This window comes from Janthinobacterium sp. GW821-FHT03A03 (assembly GCF_059421435.1).
Map to the genome: position 1 here is coordinate 86,399 of NZ_JBWKUZ010000012.1, position 15,810 is coordinate 102,208.

Consider the following 15,810-nt stretch of genomic DNA (forward strand, 5'->3'; position numbering starts at 1 on the left):
CATGGGCCGCTTGCTTGCCATTGTCGTGTTGTCGTTGGCCATGTCCTGCGCCCTGGCCGCGCCGCCAGGCTTTGTCGCTGCCGACGTGCCCGCAGCCCGCCTGGCGGGCGAAGGCGACTATACGTGGTTCGGCATGCGCATTTATCAGGCACAACTATGGGTGGGGCCGTTCGGCTACCAGGGCGCGGCGTCCGCCACGGCGCCGTTTGTATTGGAATTGCGCTACGCGCGTGCGCTCGACGGCAGGAAGATCGCCGAGGCCAGTTATGAACAGATGCGGAAAATCGGCGCGGGCACGCAAGCGCAGCGTCTGGCGTGGCTGGACGCCATGCGACGCATCTTTCCTGACGTCAAGGAAGGCCAGCGCATCGCGGGCGCCTACCGGGCCGGCGCCGCCCCCGGCGTGCGCTTTTATCTCGATGGCCAGGTGCTGGCCGACGTGCCGGACGGCGACTTTGCGCGCGCCTTTTTTGCCATCTGGCTGTCGCCCGAGTCGACGGCGCCGAAGCTGCGCAGCGCCTTGCTGCAGAACGCGGCCCCGCTGCCATGAACGCCGCTGCCGGCACGCTGACCTTGCCAGCCTTGTTCAGCTATGGCCTGTTCGGCTTGCCGCTGGCCATGCTGGCGCTGCCCATCTATATATATGTGGCGCCGTTTTATGCGCAGCGCAGCAGTCTTGACCTGGCGCAAATCGGCGCCGTGCTGCTGGCGGCCCGCATCGCCGCCGCCTTCATCGACCCGGCCCTGGGCGCCTGGATGGCGCGCGGCGGGCGCAGCTATGCCATGCTGGTCGGCGCGTCGCTGCCCTTGCTGCTGCTGGGCTTTGGCGCCCTGTTCCATCCGCCGTCCCTGTCGCCCGCGGCTACGCTGGCCTGGTTCCTGGCTGCCTTGCTGCTTGTGTATGCGGCGTTCGGCCTGGCCAGCATCGCCCACCAGAGCTGGGGCGCGGCCCTGAGCCAGGCGCCGGGCCTGCGTGCGCGCGTGACGGCCGTGCGCGAGGCATGCGGGTTGACGGGCGTGATCCTGGCGGCGGGACTGACAGCCGTGCTCGGCTATGACGGCTTGTCGCTGGCCTTTGCCGTCTGCCTGCTGGCGGCGGGCGCCTTGCTGCTGGCGCGCGCCCCGCGTCCGGCAGCGTCCGGCGTCACGCTGGCAGCGTCCCGTGGCGGCTGGCAGCTGCCATTTCGCCAGCGCGCGTTTCGCTGGCTGTTTGCCATTTTGCTCATCAACGGCGTGGCGGCGGCCATTCCCGCCACCCTGTTCCTGTTTTTTGCCGGCGATTACTTGCGCCTCGGGCATGACGCGGGCGCTTTCCTGAGCGTCTACTTTTGCGCGGCGGCCGCTTCCATGCCCGCATGGGTGGTGCTGGCCCGCCGTTTTGGCGAAGCGCGCGCCTGGGCCGGCGCCATGCTGCTGGCGGCCACCGTCTTCGTCTGGGCGTATGGCCTCGGCGCGGGCGCCGCCTGGGGCTTTGCCAGTATCTGCCTGCTGTCGGGCCTGGCCCTGGGCGCCGACCTGGCCTTGCCGCCGGCCCTGCTGGCAGCGCTGATCGGCGCCGCCGGCCAGGCGGGCGGGCATGAGGCCGCGTATTTCGGCTGGTGGAACTGGGGCGTGCAGATGAGCCTGGCGTTGGCGGCCGGCATCGCCTTGCCCCTGCTGGCCTGGCTCGGCTATGTGCCAGGCGGCAACGGCGGCTTGCCGGCCTTGTCCGCCGCCTACGCCTTGCTGCCCTGCGCCCTGAAGCTGCTGGCGGCGCTGCTGCTGTGGCGCGCGCCCTTGCAACATATATATAGCGATCACCGGGAGAAGATGCCATGCGCCTCATGAACAACTGGAAACACCGCCTGCCGCTGGCGGCCTTGCTGCTGGCGCTGGCCGCCTGTTCCACGCCGCCCCTGCCTGCCACATATGCGCAGGAATTGCCGAAACTGGACGTGCAGCAGTATTTCAACGGCACGCTCGACGCGCACGGCATCTTCCAGGACCGCTCCGGCAGGGTGGTGAAACGTTTCACGGTGGTGCTGCGCGCCAACTGGCACGGTGACACCGGCACCCTGGACGAGGATTTCACGTATGCGGACGGCAGCCGCCAGCGGCGCGTGTGGACCCTGCGCAAGACGGCGCCCGGGCGCTTCATCGGCACGGCGCCCGATGTGATCGGGCAAGCCGTCGGCGAGGTGGCCGGCAATGCCTTGCGCTGGCAATACGTGCTGGCCTTGCCTGTCGACGGCACGGTGTATCACGTGGACTTCGAGGACTGGATGTTTTTAATGGATGACAAGGTCATGCTCAACCGCGCCGCCATGAGCAAGTTCGGTTTCAGCCTGGGCGCCGTGACCTTGTCCTTCAGCAAGCGTCCTCAGGCGGCGCCATGAATCGCAAGATTGCCAGCTGGGCCGGCAAGCGCGTGTGGATCATCGGCGCTTCCAGCGGCATCGGCGCAGCCTGCGCCACCCAGCTGTTGCAGCAGGGTGCCAGCGTGGCCTTGTCGGCCCGCCACCGCGCCAGCCTGGAGCAGCTATGCCAGGAGCAGCCGCTGGCGCTGGCCTTGCCGCTCGACATCACCCAGCATGCGCAGGTGCGCGCCGTGTGCGCCGCACTGATGCAGTTGTGGCCGCACATCGACCTGATACTGGTAGTGGCGGGCGGCTATCAGGCCATGCGCGCCGACGCTTTCGACCTGGAAGCGGCACAAGGCTTGCTGGCCCTGAATGTGGGCGGCGTCTTCAATTGCCTGGACCAGGCCCTGCCGTGGTTGTTGCGCCAGGGCCGGGGCGGCATCGGCATCGTTGCCTCGGTGGCCGGCTATGGCGGCTTGCCGAAGGCGCTCGCGTATGGCGCCAGCAAGGCGGCGCTGATCAACCTGACGGAATCGCTGTATCTGGATCTGCATGGGCGCGGAATTGACGTGTATCAAATCAACCCTGGTTTTGTCGCCACGCCTTTGACGGCAGGCAACGATTTCAAGATGCCGGCCCTGATGACGGCGCAGGACGCGGCCGCAGCCATGCTCGACGGCATGGAGCGGGGGCAGTTTCATATCCACTTTCCGAAACGCTTTACGAATGTCCTGCGGCTGGCGCGGCTCTTGCCCTACCGCGCCTATTTCTGGCTGATCCGCAAGGTGACCGGCTTATGACTGGAGCAGATATGCAGCAGATGGCGGACGTGGAGTGCGCGCTGGCGCGCCTGGTGGCGTTTTACGAACACCTGAGCCTGGAAAGCCTGGCCCAGCTGGGCGCCGTGTATGCGCCGCACGCCAGTTTCAAGGACCCGTTCAACGAGGTGGCTGGCCATGCGGCCATCCTGGCCATCTTCGAGCACATGTTCGTGCAGGTCGATGCGCCCCGTTTCATCGTGCTCGACCGCATGGGGCAGGGCGAGCAGGCGTTTCTTACCTGGGAATTCCGTTTTCGCCTGAAACGCCGGGTGGCGGGAGAGCAATGTATCCGTGGCGCCACGCACGTGCGTTTCGATGCACAGGGACGGGTGGTATCGCACCGCGATTACTGGGATGTGGCTGAGGAATTGTATGAAAAGCTGCCTTTGCTGGGCTGCGTCATGCGCGTGCTCAAGCGCGCGGGCCGGCGCTAGCGTCGGCTTTTCCGTTTTTAAGCAAAATTTACTCAAAAGAAAAAGAAAATACTGCGCAAGGGCGCTTGGAAAAACTTGATTTCGATCAAAATGTCGTTTATTTGCAACAAATATGTAGAAATATTTAGAAGGCAACATTGTAAGAAATTGTTTCAATTGATGCGGAATTTGCAAGCAAGAGTCGTCCTCATCCATTCCAGGCGGGTACCTGGCGGCGGTGCCGGAAGAACAGGAAAACATTTCTATGTGAGCAATTTAAATTACCGAAAAGTCAGTAATTGTGTTGGTACTCTGACTATTTTTTCGGTGCTTGCTCTGACGTCGAAATATGCGCCTACGCCCCTGAATAATGCGGCAACGCACCAAAATGGCGCGCATTATTTCCCGTTTTCGGACCTCCGGCAGCAAACATTGGCGATGCCGTGTATGCTTCGTCCCGTTTATCCATTATCACCTTACAAATTGCACGCTTTGTCGTGTAAGTCGTGGAGGGCAAATGATGGGTGAAGCATGTTGCCGTTTTAATCATGCGCCTGATACTGTTGCACTAATACAACGGATGTCGACTAGGCATGCGCTATGATGGAATGGTCAATCAGGCCAATGCATTGGTTGGCAAGGGGCACTGGCTCTATCGCGCAGTACGGTTGGCGATGGCCGGGATGCCTGAAAAAGCACTCGGCCTGGTACCGGAAGTAACATGTTGGAACTTGATGGAATGTGAAACGGTCGTTATAGTGCCGCTTCCGGTGCCTTTTGAGCACCGAACCGGCGCACGAAAATACGGTCGTTCTGCAGCCTTCAAGCTTATCGGTGCAATAGCGTGCCGATACCGATATGAATTGTTCCTCTGACCGGAACAGCAATGTGGCAGGTGGAGACCTTGCCCTCACTCATAAAAAGCGCTCTGTTAGAGCGCAGCTCGAGATGCATAGGCTGTATTACTTTTTGCTTCAAAATTAAAGGAAATCGCAATGAAAAAAACTCTGATCACCCTGGCAGTTCTGGCAGCAGCCACCGGCGTAGCCCAAGCTCAATCGAGCGTTGTCATCTACGGTACCGTTGACGCAGGTTTCGTCAGCGAGCGCGGCGGCGTTAACGGCAACGTTAACAAACTGGACAGCGGCGTTGCTTCGGCTTCCCGTCTGGGCTTCAAAGGCACCGAAGATCTGGGCAGCGGCCTGTCGGCTCTGTTCGTTCTGGAAGCTGGTTTCGGCGTTGACACCGGCTCGCAAGGTAAAAACGAAGCCCTGTTCGGTCGTCAATCGTACGTAGGTCTGAGCAGCAAAACGGCTGGTACCCTGACCCTGGGTCGTCAATACACCCCTTGGTACAACACCCTGTCGAAAGTTGCTGATCCATTCGCAGTGGGCTACGCTGGTTCCGCCAAGAACCTGTTCCCATCGAAAGCACTGACCCGCACCAGCAACACCGTGCTGTACACCTCGCCAAACTTCAACGGCTTTGACGCTGACGTGGCTTACACCTTCGGCGAAAAAGCTGAGTCGAACAAAATCGGCCGTCAAATCGGCGCGTCGGTTGGCTACTCGAACGGTCCTCTGAACGCACGTCTGGCTTACAACACCACCAGCAACGACACCGCAACCACCGAAGCTGGTAGCGCACGTAACTGGTTGGCTGCAGCTAACTACGACTTCGCAGTTGCTAAAGCTTACATCGCATACGGTTCCAATAAAGGTAACAACAGCGCTGTAGCTAACAACGCCAAGGAAAACGCTGACGGCACGTTCTCGACTGTCAACTCGTTCAACTACAACACGGCTGCTTACAGCAACGACAGCAACAACATCCTGGTTGGCGCAACCGTACCTGTCGGCCCAGCTGGCACCGTCATGGCTTCGTTCATCCGCACGAACGACAAAGCTTCCACGAACGCTGATGCTGATCAATGGGCAGTGGGCTACTCGTACGCTCTGTCGAAGCGCACCAGCACCTACGCTTCGTACGCTAAAATCAAGAACAAAAACGGCGCAGGCTACACCGTTGGTAACAACAGCAATGTTGGTACGGGCGACAAAGCCTTCAACGTTGGTGTTCGTCACTCGTTCTAATATTCGCGCAAGCGAAGCTTAGTACCGCTGCAGGCATCCCTTCGGGGATGTCTTTAAGCAAGAAAACGCGTCTCCAGGCTAGTCCTGGCGGCGCGTTTTTGCATGGGCGGCGCAGTTATAATGTTGCCGTCACTACAGTAAAGGAATGCCATGTATCCATACACATCGCCGCGCCTGGCCGCCATGCTGGCCGCCCTGGTGCTCGCCAGCGCCACGGGTGCCGCGTTTGCCGCGGCCAAGGGCAAGAAGCCGGCCGGACTCGAGCGCTACGGCGTGGCCGTCTACTCGGACCTGTGCCTGCAAAAGGACAGCGGCGAAATCGGCGGCCAGCGCGTGACCCTGCACCGCTTTGCCGAAGCCGATTCCGTCATCTATGAATTCACGGCCGGCGCCCTGAGCTGGCCCATCGTGGCCAACGACGTCAACCTGGACGCCGCCACGGGCGCCTTCGACTTCACCATTGCCGGCGCCGACGGCGAGGAACGTACCATCGTCGGCAAGTTTTCCAAAGACGGGCAAACCCTGACCCTGGAAGGCGATTACTGCGGCGGCAATGTGCGCATGCCGATGAAGCTGAGCCGCGTGCGCGATTTTGGCCGTCCATTGAAAAATTGCACGCCATGCCCGCCCATGCCGCAGGCACCGGCCGAGGCGGCGCCTGCCGAGCCGATGCAGGAGCACTCACCCACGCCCGCTGCTGCGTAATTTGTTGTCGCTTTGAAATAAAAAAGGCCCGGTATCGACCGGGCCTTGCCATTTTCAGCCTTGCAAGTGGCTTATGTTGCCGCTTGCGCCTTTTCCGCATGCGCGCGGATGGTGGCGAGTGTCGCGTTCGGCGTGATCAGGTTGCCGTCATAGCGCAGTTCGATCAGGGCCGGCAAGCTATGCGCCCTGGCGTGCGCCAGCGCCCGCTGCAGGGCTGGGGCGAACTCTTCTGTTGTATTCACCACTTCGCCATGCGCGCCATATGCCTGTGCCAGCGCGGCAAAATCCGGGTTGTGCAGGGTCGTGCCCGACACGCGGCCCGGATAATCGCGTTCCTGGTGCATGCGGATGGTGCCGAACATCTGGTTATTGAAGACGATGATGACCACGCCCGCCTGGTATTGCACGGCCGTGGCCAGTTCCTGGCCATTCATCATGTATTCGCCATCGCCGGCAAAGGTGATGACGGTGCGTTCCGGGTGCACGATCTTGGCCGCCACGCCGGACGGCACGCCGTAGCCCATTGCGCCGTTGGTTGGCGCCAGCTGGGTGCGCAGGCCGCCGTAGCGATAAAAGCGGTGCGCCCACGAGGCGTAATTGCCGGCGCCGTTCGTCAGGATGGTGTCAGCGGGTGCCTGCGCCATGATGTCCTGCGTTACTTGCCACAGGTCCAGCGGCGCCTTGCCGTCCTGGAAGATGGGCGGACGCTGCTGATAAGCGGCCAGCTCGGCCCTGGCTTCGGCCGGTGTATGTTTCCATGCGGCAGCGTCGACGGGTTCCATGGTGGCCAGCATGGCGCAGGCCTGCGGCATGCCGCTGTTGATCATCAGCTCGGCTTGGTAAACGCTGCCCAGTTCCTCGGCATCCGTATGGATGTGCACCAGGCGCTGGCGCGGCACGGGCGCGTCGAACAGGGTGTAGCCGCCCGTCGTCATTTCGCCCAGGCGCGGGCCGATGGCGATGACCAGGTCGGCATTTTTCACGCGCGCGGCCAGTTTCGGGTTGATGCCGATGCCGACGTCGCCGACGTAGTTCGGGTGGGCATTGTCGAGCAAATCCTGGAAGCGGAAGGCGCAGGCGACGGGCAAGTGATTCGCTTCGGCAAATTGTTGCAGGTCGGCGCAGGCCTGCGGCGTCCAGGTGGTGCCGCCCAGCAACACCAGCGGTTGCTGCGCGGCGGCCAGCATGGCGCGCAGCTGTTGCACTTGGGCATCGGATGGCGCCGCCTGCACGCTTTGGTAGGCGCGCGTGTCGGCCACCGTGGCCAGGGAGATAAGCATGTCTTCCGGCAAGGCCAGCACGACCGGGCCGGGGCGGCCGCTGGTGGCCACCTGGAAGGCGCGCGCCAGGTATTCGGGGATGCGCTCGGCGCGGTCGATCTGCGCCACCCACTTGGCCATCTGGCCGTACATGCGGCGGTAGTCGATTTCCTGGAATGCTTCGCGGTCGATGAAATCATTGCCCACCTGGCCGATGAACAGGATCATCGGGGTCGAATCCTGGTAGGCCGTGTGCACGCCGATCGATGCGTTGGTGGCGCCTGGTCCGCGCGTGACGAAGCAGATGCCGGGCTTGCCCGTCAGCTTGCCGTAGGCTTCGGCCATGAAGGCGGCGCCGCCCTCCTGGCGGTTGATGATGAAGCGGATGCCTGAATCGTGCAGGGCGTCGAGCACGTCGAGGTAGCTCTCGCCGGGCACGCCAAAGGCGGTGTCGACACCGTGGATGTGCAGGGCATCGACCAGGATCTGGCCGCCGGTACGGGGTTGTTGCGTCATGTTCGGCTCTTTATATTCTAGTGGGGTGGCAAAGAAAATCGGGCAAGCGAAGCGCATGCGCTGGGTATGCAGGCAGCTTGCGCCATTCTATGTGAGCCGATTTGGCCCGGCTTTTGAAATGGCGACACCGAATTACACAATCCCCCGGCGCGCGAGCGCCGGCGAGCCGCAGCCGTCCCGGGAGCGGCATTTTTGCAGAAACATGCTGCGGCGCGGTACAATGGCGGGTGAAGCAGGCCAGACAGTCGCTGGCCGGCGCAGCAATGCGCTGGCGGGAGGAAGGTCCGGACTCCATAGAGCGGGGTGACGGTTAACGGCCGTCCGTCGAAAGCCGCCCCGGCGTACTTGTATGCCGGGGGAGTATAAGGCGAGGAATAGGGCCACAGAGACGAGCGTATTAAGTTACGGTGAAACGCGGTAACCTCCACCTGGTGCAATTTCAAATAGGCACGCGATGATGCTGCTCGCGGAGCGTGCGGGTAGAAAGCTTGAGCGCCCGAGTAATCTGGCGCCTAGAGGAATGACTGTCATAGCGCCAACCTGCAAGGGAAGGCGCCGTAACAAAATCCGGCCTACCGGCCTGCTTCACTTGAATTCTTTGCCCTCCGGCATGCCTGGGGGTGTTCGGCGGCGGTGCTGTTCGCATCGCCGGCACGACCCAAAAGCCCCCGCAAAGGGGCTTTTTTTGTTTCTGAAAGTGCAACGATCAAGATAAAGTTGTATATACAACTAAGATAGACAATTGGTTAAAATTTCTCATTTACAATTAATTGCTGCGTTGCAAAAATAGTTTTCCTGCGTCAGGTCAGCCCCGGAAAACAGAGCCGATACGCGCCATGGGTGATGATTTTTTGCTTTAAACCAAGTCTTTTGCTGTGACTGATTGCTGTTGTGTCTGGATGACGAAAGTATTGTCATGTGTCAACTAACTGTAAAAAATTCAATTTTCTGATTTCGTTTTTTTCGATGTTTACGGTAGGAAAACACATGTGTGCAGATGAGGTACCACATTCACTATCTTTCATAAGTATCTAATTTATCGATATATTTTTATTTGAGACTCCTTCAACGATATGCGCTAAGTCCTTAATTTCATTAATAAAATTCCTGTTTTGCCAATCGGAAACCGCTTGACCACTATCTTTGCTTACTCTAAAGTGGGCAACTGTGTGAAAAAGTGTATTTTTGTGGGAAATTTTCCCTCCCGGCGTGACGCCAAGGCGTCGCAACCCCAGCTCAAAAAGGTCTTCCGTGTTTCAAGGCGCGTCCGCAATCAATCTCGATGCCAAAGGCAGGATGTCTATCCCTGCCAAGCACCGTGACGCGCTGGCGATCCAATGCGAAGGCCGCTTGACTCTGACCAAACACCCTGATGGTTGCCTGCTGTTTTTCCCCCGTCCCGTGTGGGAAAGCCACCGCCAGCAAATCGCCACCTGGCCCATGTCGGCGCGCGCCTGGCAGCGCATCTTCCTCGGCAACGCCTGCGACGTCGAGCTGGATTCGGCTGGCCGCGTGCTGATCTCTCCTGAATTGCGCAACGCCGTCGGGCTGTCGCGCGAAGTGATGATGATCGGCATGGGCAGCCACTTTGAAATATGGGATGCCGCCAAACTGGCCGAACAAGAACAGCAGGCGATCGATGCCGGCACCCCCGATGTACTTTCCAATTTTTCTTTCTAAGGCTCCGTAATGACACAACTCACGGTGCCGGAATTTCAGCATCGCACGGTGCTGCTCGATGAAGCGGTCGATGCGCTCGACCTGACGGGCGAGCGCGCGCACGGCATTTACGTCGACGGCACGTTTGGCCGCGGCGGCCATAGCCGCCTGATCCTCTCGCGCCTGGCGCTTGACGCGCGTCTGATCGGCTTCGACAAGGATTTGCAGGCCATCGCCACGGCCGAACAGATCGGCGACCCTCGCTTTGAAATCGTCCATGACAGTTTCGCCACCATGACGGCCAGCCTGGCCGCGCGCGGCGTGCAGCAGGTGGACGGCATCCTGCTCGACCTGGGCATCTCTTCGCCGCAGGTCGACGATGCGGCGCGCGGTTTCAGCTTCCGCAACGACGGACCGCTGGACATGCGCATGGATACCACGCGCGGCATTTCCGCGGCCGAGTGGCTGGCCGTGGAAACCGAGCAGAATTTAGAAAAGGTGATACGCGATTATGGGGAAGAACGGTTTGCTTTTCAGATTGCAAAGGCGATTGTTGCTGGCCGGGCAGTCCAGCCAATTTCAAGCACACGACAGCTTGCCGGCATCGTGGCAGGCGCCGTCAAGACCCGCGAGAAGGGTAAGGACCCCGCTACCCGCACCTTTCAGGCCATACGCATTTTCATTAACAAAGAGCTCGAGGACCTCGAGATCGGTCTGAACCAGGCATATGCCTGCCTGGCGCCCGGCGCGCGCATGGCCGTGATCAGTTTTCATTCGCTGGAAGACCGCATGGTCAAGCGCTTCTTCGCCTCGAAGGCGAACGTGGAGCAGCCTGACCGCCGCCTGCCGATCCGCGCGGTCGATTTGCCGCAGCCGGAAATGAAGCTGATTTCGAAAATGAAGCCGTCCGACGCCGAAATCGAGGCTAATCCCCGTGCGCGTTCGGCCGTGATGCGCGTGGCGCAGCGCCTGCCGCTGGCCGCCCCTGCAAATGGCGGCGCCCGATGACTGGCAAGCTGTGTGTCGTGCTGTCGGCCCTGCTGGTGTGCTGCGGCCTGTCCCTGGTGAACGCGCAGTACCAGTCGCGCCACCTGCTGATCGACCTGGAACGCGCGCAAGCGCTGTCGCGCCAGCTCGACATCGACTGGGCGCAGCTGCAGCTGGACCAGTCCACGCTGGGCAAGCATGAACGCATCGAAGCGATCGCACGGCGCGACCTGAGCATGACGCCGCTGACGGCGGCACGCACGCAATACCTGACGGAGGGCGAATAATGAAGTTGGGCGGTAACAGCAATGGCCGGGTGGCGGCGTCGAAGGGCGTGCCATTCTCGAAGAATCCCGTACTGGCAGTGCGTCTGCCCGTCTGGCGTTCGCGCGTCGTGCTGTTCCTGCTGTTCTTCGCTTTCGCCGGCCTGGGCGCGCGCGCCCTGTGGCTGCAGGGCGTGTCGACGCAGTTTTTGCAAAAGCAGGGCAAGGCGCGCTATGAGCGCACGCTGGAACTGCCGGCCACGCGCGGCAAGATCACCGACCGCAATGGCCAGGTGCTCGCTTCGTCCGTCCCTGTGAAAGCCATCTGGGCCATTCCCGACGACGTGCTGCAGGCGTCGCCCGAGAAAATCAATGCGCTGGCCGGCCTGCTGGAAATGAACGTCAACGAATTGCGCAAGAAGCTCGATTCGGACCGCAGCTTCGTGTACCTGAAACGCCAGGTCGAGATGGATGTAGCCGACAAGATTTCCAAGCTGGGCATCGACGGCATCGACGAGCGCAAGGAATACAAACGCTTTTATCCACAGGGCGAAGTGATGACCCACGTGGTGGGCTTTACCAACGTGGAAGACGTGGGCCAGGAAAGCATGGAACTGGCGCAGCAGAAAACCCTTGTCGGCACCACCGGCAGCCGCCGCGTGATCAAGGACCGCCTGGGCCACATCGTCGAAGACATCGGCTTCATCCACGAACCGCACGACGGCAAGGACCTGACCCTGTCCGTCGACAGCAAGATCCAGTACATCGCCTTCACGCAGCTGAAGGAAGCGGTGGAAAAATTCAACGCCAAGGCCGGCGGCGCCGTGGTGCTCGACGTGCACACGGGTGAGGTGCTGGCCCTGGCCAATTACCCCAGCTACGACCCGAACGACCGCCGCAAGCTCACGGGCCAGCAGCTGCGCAACCGCGTCATGACCGATACTTTTGAGCCCGGTTCGACCCTGAAACCGATTACGGTCTCGCTGGCGCTCGACACGGGCAGGGTCAAGCCGACCACCCTGATCGACACGGGACCGGGCCGCTACACCATCGCCGACCGCACGATTACGGACACCAAACCGCACGGCGTGATCAATGTCTCCGAGATCATCGAAATGTCGTCGAACATCGGCACGTCGAAAATCGCGCTGGGCATGCCGTCGCAGGAAATGTGGGAAATGTTTACCAAAGTGGGCTTCGGCCAGCAGCCGAAATGGGGCTTCCCCGGCGCCGTGGCGGGCCGCGTGCGTCCATATAAATCGTGGCGCCCGGTGGAGCAGGCGACCATGAGCTACGGTAACGGCATTTCCGTGTCGCTGATCCAGCTGGCGCGTTCTTATATGATGTTTGCGCGCGACGGCGACACGATTCCCCTGTCGTTCCAGAAGGTCAATGAACTGCCCGTGGGCCAGCAGGTGATCAAGCCGAAGACGGCCGCCGACATGCGCGCCATGCTCGAACTGGTGGTCTCCGGCGCGCACGGCTCGGCCAAGCGCGCCCAGGTCGCCGGCTACCGCGTGGGCGGCAAGACGGGTACCGCCTACAAGGTGGAAAACGGCCGTTACGCGATGCCGCGCAAATACATCGGCTCTTTCGTGGGCATGGTGCCGATGTCGGCGCCGCGCTTCATCATTGCCGTGATGATTGATGAACCTACCGGCCCGGCACACTATGGCGGCCAGGTTGCCGCTCCCGCTTTCGCGGCGATTGCGACCAACGCGCTGCGCGCGATGAACGTACCGCCCGATTCCTCCGTTACCGAAATCGTGGTCCCGGCCAATGCCGGTCCGGAGGCCATGTGAAGTCACTCATGACCATACAAGACATCAGTTTGTGGATCAAAACGGCTGCCCCGTCCGGGCAGCTGACGTCCGATTCGCGCCGCGTGCAGCGCGGCGACGTGTTTTTCGCCTACGCGGGCGCCACGCATTTCATCGGCGCCGCCGTTGAGCAGGGCGCCGCGGCCATCGTGTTTGACGATACGGGCTTTTCCTGGGACGCTGCCTGGACCGTGCCGCACCTGGCCGTGACCGGCTTGAAGCACCTGGCCGGCCCTGTTGCGCATGCGTTCTATGACCTGCCCGACAGCGCCATGTTCAGCGCCGGGGTGACGGGCACGAATGGCAAGACTTCCTGCGCGCTGTGGCTGGCGCAGGCGCTGGCGCGCCTCGGCAAGACCTCGTCCGTCATCGGTACCCTGGGCGTGGGCCTGTGCAAGCCGCGCGGCGCGATCGAATTCGACGTGACTGGCTACACCACGCCGGACGCCGTGCTGCTGGCGCGAAAACTCGCCGTCATGCGCGACGCCGGCGCGCAAGCCGTCGCCATCGAGGTGTCGTCGATCGGCCTGGACCAGGAACGCGCGGCCGGCATGCATTTCGACGTGGCGATGTTTACCAACCTGACGCGCGACCACCTCGATTACCACGGCGACATGGCGGCCTACGAGGCGGCGAAAGTCAAACTGTTTGACTGGCCGGGCCTGAAAACGGCCGTTATCAACCTGGACGACGCCATGGGCTTGCGCCTGGCGCGCCACGTGGAGGGCAAGCTGGCCGGCGAATTCCCGGTCATCGGCTATACCTTGCAGGATGCGCTGGCTTTGCCTGACCTGCCTGGCGTGCTGATGCTGCGCGCGAGCCAGTTCCGCAGCCGCAATGCCGGCACCGACTTCCACCTGGAATGCCCGCTGGGCGTGGCCTTGGTGAAGACGCAGCTGGTCGGCCATTTCAATATCAGCAATGCGCTGGCCGTGCTGGGCGCCCTCCTGGCGCACGGCACGGGCCTGCGCGCGGCCATCGACGGCATCGAATCCTTGCAGCCGGCCCCGGGCCGCATGCAGCAGGTGGGCGGCCAGGAAGCGCCGATGGTCGTCATCGATTACGCGCACACGCCGGACGCGCTGGAAAAAACCTTGGCCGCCTTGCGCCAGGTGGCGCAGGAACGGGGCGGCCAGCTGTGGTGCGTGTTCGGCTGCGGCGGCGACCGCGATCCGGGAAAGCGTCCGCAGATGGGCGCCATCGCGCAATTGGCCGACCACGTGCTCGTCACCAGCGACAATCCGCGCAGCGAAGACCCGCACGCCATCATCGCGCAGATCGTCGCCGGCATGCGTGCCGATGGCCCGCAGCCGCAGGCCATCGAAGACCGCGCCGCCGCCATCCTGTCGGCCATCAAGCACGCGGCCAAGCCGGACGTGATCCTGTTGGCGGGCAAGGGCCATGAGCCGTATCAGGAAATCAAGGGCAAGAAACTGCCGTTCTCCGACGCCGACCATGCGCAGCTGGCGCTGTCCGCGCGCCTGACCATGATGAGGACGAACTGATGCGCGGCACCCTGACAGAACTGATGCAGGTGCTGCACGGTGCGCAGCTGACGGGCGACGCCGTTTTTGACGGCGTCTCCACCGACAGCCGCAGCGCCCCAGCCGGTTCCCTGTTCGTCGCCCTGCGCGGCGAGAGTTTCGACGCCCACGATTTCCTCGAGCAGGTGGCTGCCAGCGGCGTCGCCGCCGTAGTGGTCGAGCGCCTGCCTGAAGGCTGGGACAGCGCCGAGGTGCCAGCCATCGTGGTGCCCGATACCCTGGCCGCGCTGGGCCGCATCGCCAATTTCTGGCGCGGCCGTTTCAGCCTGCCCGTCATCGGCGTCACCGGCAGCAATGGCAAGACTACCGTCAAGGAAATGATTTCCTCGATCCTGGCGGCGGCCTTTGGCGAAGAGGGCCGTTTGGCCACGCGCGGCAACCTGAATAACGAAATCGGCGTGCCATTGACCCTGTTCCGCCTGAGCGAGCAGCACAAGGCGGCCGTCATCGAGATGGGCATGAATCATCCTGGCGAAATCGCGCGCCTGGCGGCGATTGCCGCGCCGACCCTGGCGATGGTCAACAACGCGCAGCGCGAGCATCAGGAATTCATGCATACGGTGGAAGCGGTGGCGCGCGAGAACGGCGCAGCGCTGGCGGCCCTGGCCGATGACGGCGTGGCCGTCTTCCCGCATGGCGATGAATTTACGGCGCTGTGGCGCGAGTTGGCCGGCGCGCGCGCCGTCATCACTTTCGGCCTGTCGAAAGAGGCGGACGTCAGCTGCACGCACCGCGCAGCCGAGGATTTTGGCAGCGACATGTTCGTCAGCGTGCGCGCGCAGGACGGCGGCTTGTGCCAGTTCCTTGTGGGCTTGCAGGCGGCAGGCGAACACAATGTGCGCAATGCGCTGGCTGCGGCGGCATGCGCCGTGGGCACCGGCATTTCCATCGAACATATCAAGCAGGGCCTGGAGACGTTCGCTCCCGTGAACGGCCGCCTGCAGAAAAAACGTGCCGCCAACGGCGCCACCATCATCGACGACACGTATAACGCCAATCCGGATTCGGCGCGCGCTGCCATCGACGTGCTGGCGCAGGCCGCGGCACCGCGCATCCTGGTGCTGGGCGAGATGGGCGAAGTCGGCACGCAGGGGCAGCAGTTCCACGAAGAGATCGGCGCCTACGCCGCCGCCAAAGGCATTGAGTACGTGCTGGCGACGGGCGGCCTGGCGCGCCATCTGGTGAATGCGGCGCAGGCAGCCGCCAGCCAGGAATCAGGCACGGTCGTGGAGTATTTTGAACAGTTCGACGGTTTGCTGGCGGCGCTCGATGCGCGTCTGTCCGGCCGTTCGGATGCAACAGTATTAATCAAGGGCTCCCGCTTCATGAAGATGGAACGGGCCGTGCAGCATTTGATTGGTTCAAACAACAAAAACAAGGAAGCTCACTAA

The 15,810-nt window shown here is 62.1% G+C and carries 15 protein-coding genes and 1 other RNA gene; 15 read left to right on the forward strand and 1 reads right to left on the reverse strand.

Annotated elements, in window-relative coordinates; all coding sequences use genetic code 11:
* Position 1: 1 nt before the first annotated feature.
* The 8 genes from AC07VI_RS20195 (at position 2) to AC07VI_RS20230 (ending at position 6,371) form a co-directional block, all read left to right on the forward strand.
* A complete protein-coding gene (locus AC07VI_RS20195; protein ID WP_086145298.1) occupies positions 2 to 550 on the forward strand; it encodes a chalcone isomerase family protein in 549 nt (182 codons plus the stop codon).
* Complete coding sequence (locus AC07VI_RS20200) at positions 547 to 1,827, forward strand: MFS transporter (protein ID WP_086145299.1); 1,281 nt, start codon at positions 547 to 549, stop codon at positions 1,825 to 1,827. The genes AC07VI_RS20195 and AC07VI_RS20200 overlap by 4 nt, the downstream gene beginning before the upstream one ends.
* Entirely contained in the window at positions 1,815 to 2,375 is a 561-nt protein-coding gene (locus AC07VI_RS20205) for a DUF3833 domain-containing protein (protein WP_226936242.1), read from the forward strand. Before AC07VI_RS20200 ends, AC07VI_RS20205 begins: the two co-directional genes overlap by 13 nt.
* A complete protein-coding gene (locus tag AC07VI_RS20210) occupies positions 2,372 to 3,139 on the forward strand; it encodes an SDR family NAD(P)-dependent oxidoreductase (RefSeq protein WP_086145300.1) in 768 nt (255 codons plus the stop codon). The genes AC07VI_RS20205 and AC07VI_RS20210 overlap by 4 nt, the downstream gene beginning before the upstream one ends.
* Positions 3,136 to 3,594 carry a nuclear transport factor 2 family protein gene (locus AC07VI_RS20215; protein ID WP_226936240.1) on the forward strand — a complete coding sequence of 153 codons (459 nt, stop codon included), beginning with the start codon at positions 3,136 to 3,138 and terminating at the stop codon, positions 3,592 to 3,594. Before AC07VI_RS20210 ends, AC07VI_RS20215 begins: the two co-directional genes overlap by 4 nt.
* A 572-nt stretch (positions 3,595 to 4,166) precedes the next feature.
* Entirely contained in the window at positions 4,167 to 4,448 is a 282-nt protein-coding gene (locus AC07VI_RS20220) for a hypothetical protein (RefSeq protein WP_139842456.1), read from the forward strand.
* 120 nt (positions 4,449 to 4,568) lie between these two features.
* A complete protein-coding gene (locus tag AC07VI_RS20225) occupies positions 4,569 to 5,666 on the forward strand; it encodes a porin (RefSeq protein ID WP_086145302.1) in 1,098 nt (365 codons plus the stop codon).
* A 150-nt stretch (positions 5,667 to 5,816) separates the two neighbouring features.
* Complete coding sequence (locus AC07VI_RS20230; RefSeq protein WP_086145303.1) at positions 5,817 to 6,371, forward strand: hypothetical protein; 555 nt, start codon at positions 5,817 to 5,819, stop codon at positions 6,369 to 6,371.
* 71 nt (positions 6,372 to 6,442) lie between these two features.
* Here the strand turns inward: AC07VI_RS20230 and AC07VI_RS20235 are convergent, their stop codons facing one another.
* The gene (locus tag AC07VI_RS20235) at positions 6,443 to 8,146 is read right to left on the reverse strand and encodes a thiamine pyrophosphate-binding protein (RefSeq protein ID WP_492992553.1); all 1,704 of its coding nucleotides are present in this window, start codon (positions 8,144 to 8,146) and stop codon (positions 6,443 to 6,445) included.
* Between the two features lie 229 nt (positions 8,147 to 8,375).
* Here AC07VI_RS20235 and rnpB point away from each other — a divergent pair.
* From rnpB to AC07VI_RS20270, 7 genes are all read left to right on the forward strand, one after another.
* An RNA gene (gene rnpB, locus AC07VI_RS20240) (RNase P RNA component class A) lies at positions 8,376 to 8,737 on the forward strand.
* Between the two features lie 660 nt (positions 8,738 to 9,397).
* The gene (mraZ, locus tag AC07VI_RS20245; RefSeq protein WP_086145305.1) at positions 9,398 to 9,826 is read left to right on the forward strand and encodes a division/cell wall cluster transcriptional repressor MraZ; all 429 of its coding nucleotides are present in this window, start codon (positions 9,398 to 9,400) and stop codon (positions 9,824 to 9,826) included.
* 9 nt (positions 9,827 to 9,835) lie between these two features.
* Complete coding sequence (gene rsmH / locus AC07VI_RS20250) at positions 9,836 to 10,813, forward strand: 16S rRNA (cytosine(1402)-N(4))-methyltransferase RsmH (RefSeq protein ID WP_086145306.1); 978 nt, start codon at positions 9,836 to 9,838, stop codon at positions 10,811 to 10,813.
* Complete coding sequence (gene ftsL, locus AC07VI_RS20255; protein WP_010394930.1) at positions 10,810 to 11,079, forward strand: cell division protein FtsL; 270 nt, start codon at positions 10,810 to 10,812, stop codon at positions 11,077 to 11,079. Before rsmH ends, ftsL begins: the two co-directional genes overlap by 4 nt.
* Positions 11,079 to 12,857 carry a peptidoglycan D,D-transpeptidase FtsI family protein gene (locus tag AC07VI_RS20260; RefSeq protein ID WP_070222497.1) on the forward strand — a complete coding sequence of 593 codons (1,779 nt, stop codon included), beginning with the start codon at positions 11,079 to 11,081 and terminating at the stop codon, positions 12,855 to 12,857. The genes ftsL and AC07VI_RS20260 overlap by 1 nt, the downstream gene beginning before the upstream one ends.
* 8 nt (positions 12,858 to 12,865) lie before the next feature.
* On the forward strand, positions 12,866 to 14,380 hold the full coding sequence (locus AC07VI_RS20265) for a UDP-N-acetylmuramoyl-L-alanyl-D-glutamate--2,6-diaminopimelate ligase (protein WP_099375314.1): 1,515 nt from the start codon (positions 12,866 to 12,868) through the stop codon (positions 14,378 to 14,380).
* Positions 14,380 to 15,810: a UDP-N-acetylmuramoyl-tripeptide--D-alanyl-D-alanine ligase gene (locus tag AC07VI_RS20270; protein WP_099375313.1), complete on the forward strand. Its 1,431-nt coding sequence runs from the start codon at positions 14,380 to 14,382 to the stop codon at positions 15,808 to 15,810. The genes AC07VI_RS20265 and AC07VI_RS20270 overlap by 1 nt, the downstream gene beginning before the upstream one ends.

What these genes read in the sequence shown, in the direction of transcription:
- AC07VI_RS20195 (WP_086145298.1), top strand. Translation starts at nt 2, where the DNA reads ATGGGCCGCTTGCTTGCCATTGTCGTGTTGTCGTTGGCCATGTCCTGC.
- AC07VI_RS20200 (WP_086145299.1), top strand. Translation starts at nt 547, where the DNA reads ATGAACGCCGCTGCCGGCACGCTGACCTTGCCAGCCTTGTTCAGCTAT.
- AC07VI_RS20205 (WP_226936242.1), top strand. Translation starts at nt 1,815, where the DNA reads ATGCGCCTCATGAACAACTGGAAACACCGCCTGCCGCTGGCGGCCTTG.
- AC07VI_RS20210 (WP_086145300.1), top strand. Translation starts at nt 2,372, where the DNA reads ATGAATCGCAAGATTGCCAGCTGGGCCGGCAAGCGCGTGTGGATCATC.
- AC07VI_RS20215 (WP_226936240.1), top strand. Translation starts at nt 3,136, where the DNA reads ATGACTGGAGCAGATATGCAGCAGATGGCGGACGTGGAGTGCGCGCTG.
- AC07VI_RS20220 (WP_139842456.1), top strand. Translation starts at nt 4,167, where the DNA reads ATGCGCTATGATGGAATGGTCAATCAGGCCAATGCATTGGTTGGCAAG.
- AC07VI_RS20225 (WP_086145302.1), top strand. Translation starts at nt 4,569, where the DNA reads ATGAAAAAAACTCTGATCACCCTGGCAGTTCTGGCAGCAGCCACCGGC.
- AC07VI_RS20230 (WP_086145303.1), top strand. Translation starts at nt 5,817, where the DNA reads ATGTATCCATACACATCGCCGCGCCTGGCCGCCATGCTGGCCGCCCTG.
- AC07VI_RS20235 (WP_492992553.1), bottom strand. Translation starts at nt 8,146, where the DNA reads ATGACGCAACAACCCCGTACCGGCGGCCAGATCCTGGTCGATGCCCTG.
- rsmH (WP_086145306.1), top strand. Translation starts at nt 9,836, where the DNA reads ATGACACAACTCACGGTGCCGGAATTTCAGCATCGCACGGTGCTGCTC.
- ftsL (WP_010394930.1), top strand. Translation starts at nt 10,810, where the DNA reads ATGACTGGCAAGCTGTGTGTCGTGCTGTCGGCCCTGCTGGTGTGCTGC.
- AC07VI_RS20260 (WP_070222497.1), top strand. Translation starts at nt 11,079, where the DNA reads ATGAAGTTGGGCGGTAACAGCAATGGCCGGGTGGCGGCGTCGAAGGGC.
- AC07VI_RS20265 (WP_099375314.1), top strand. Translation starts at nt 12,866, where the DNA reads ATGACCATACAAGACATCAGTTTGTGGATCAAAACGGCTGCCCCGTCC.
- AC07VI_RS20270 (WP_099375313.1), top strand. Translation starts at nt 14,380, where the DNA reads ATGCGCGGCACCCTGACAGAACTGATGCAGGTGCTGCACGGTGCGCAG.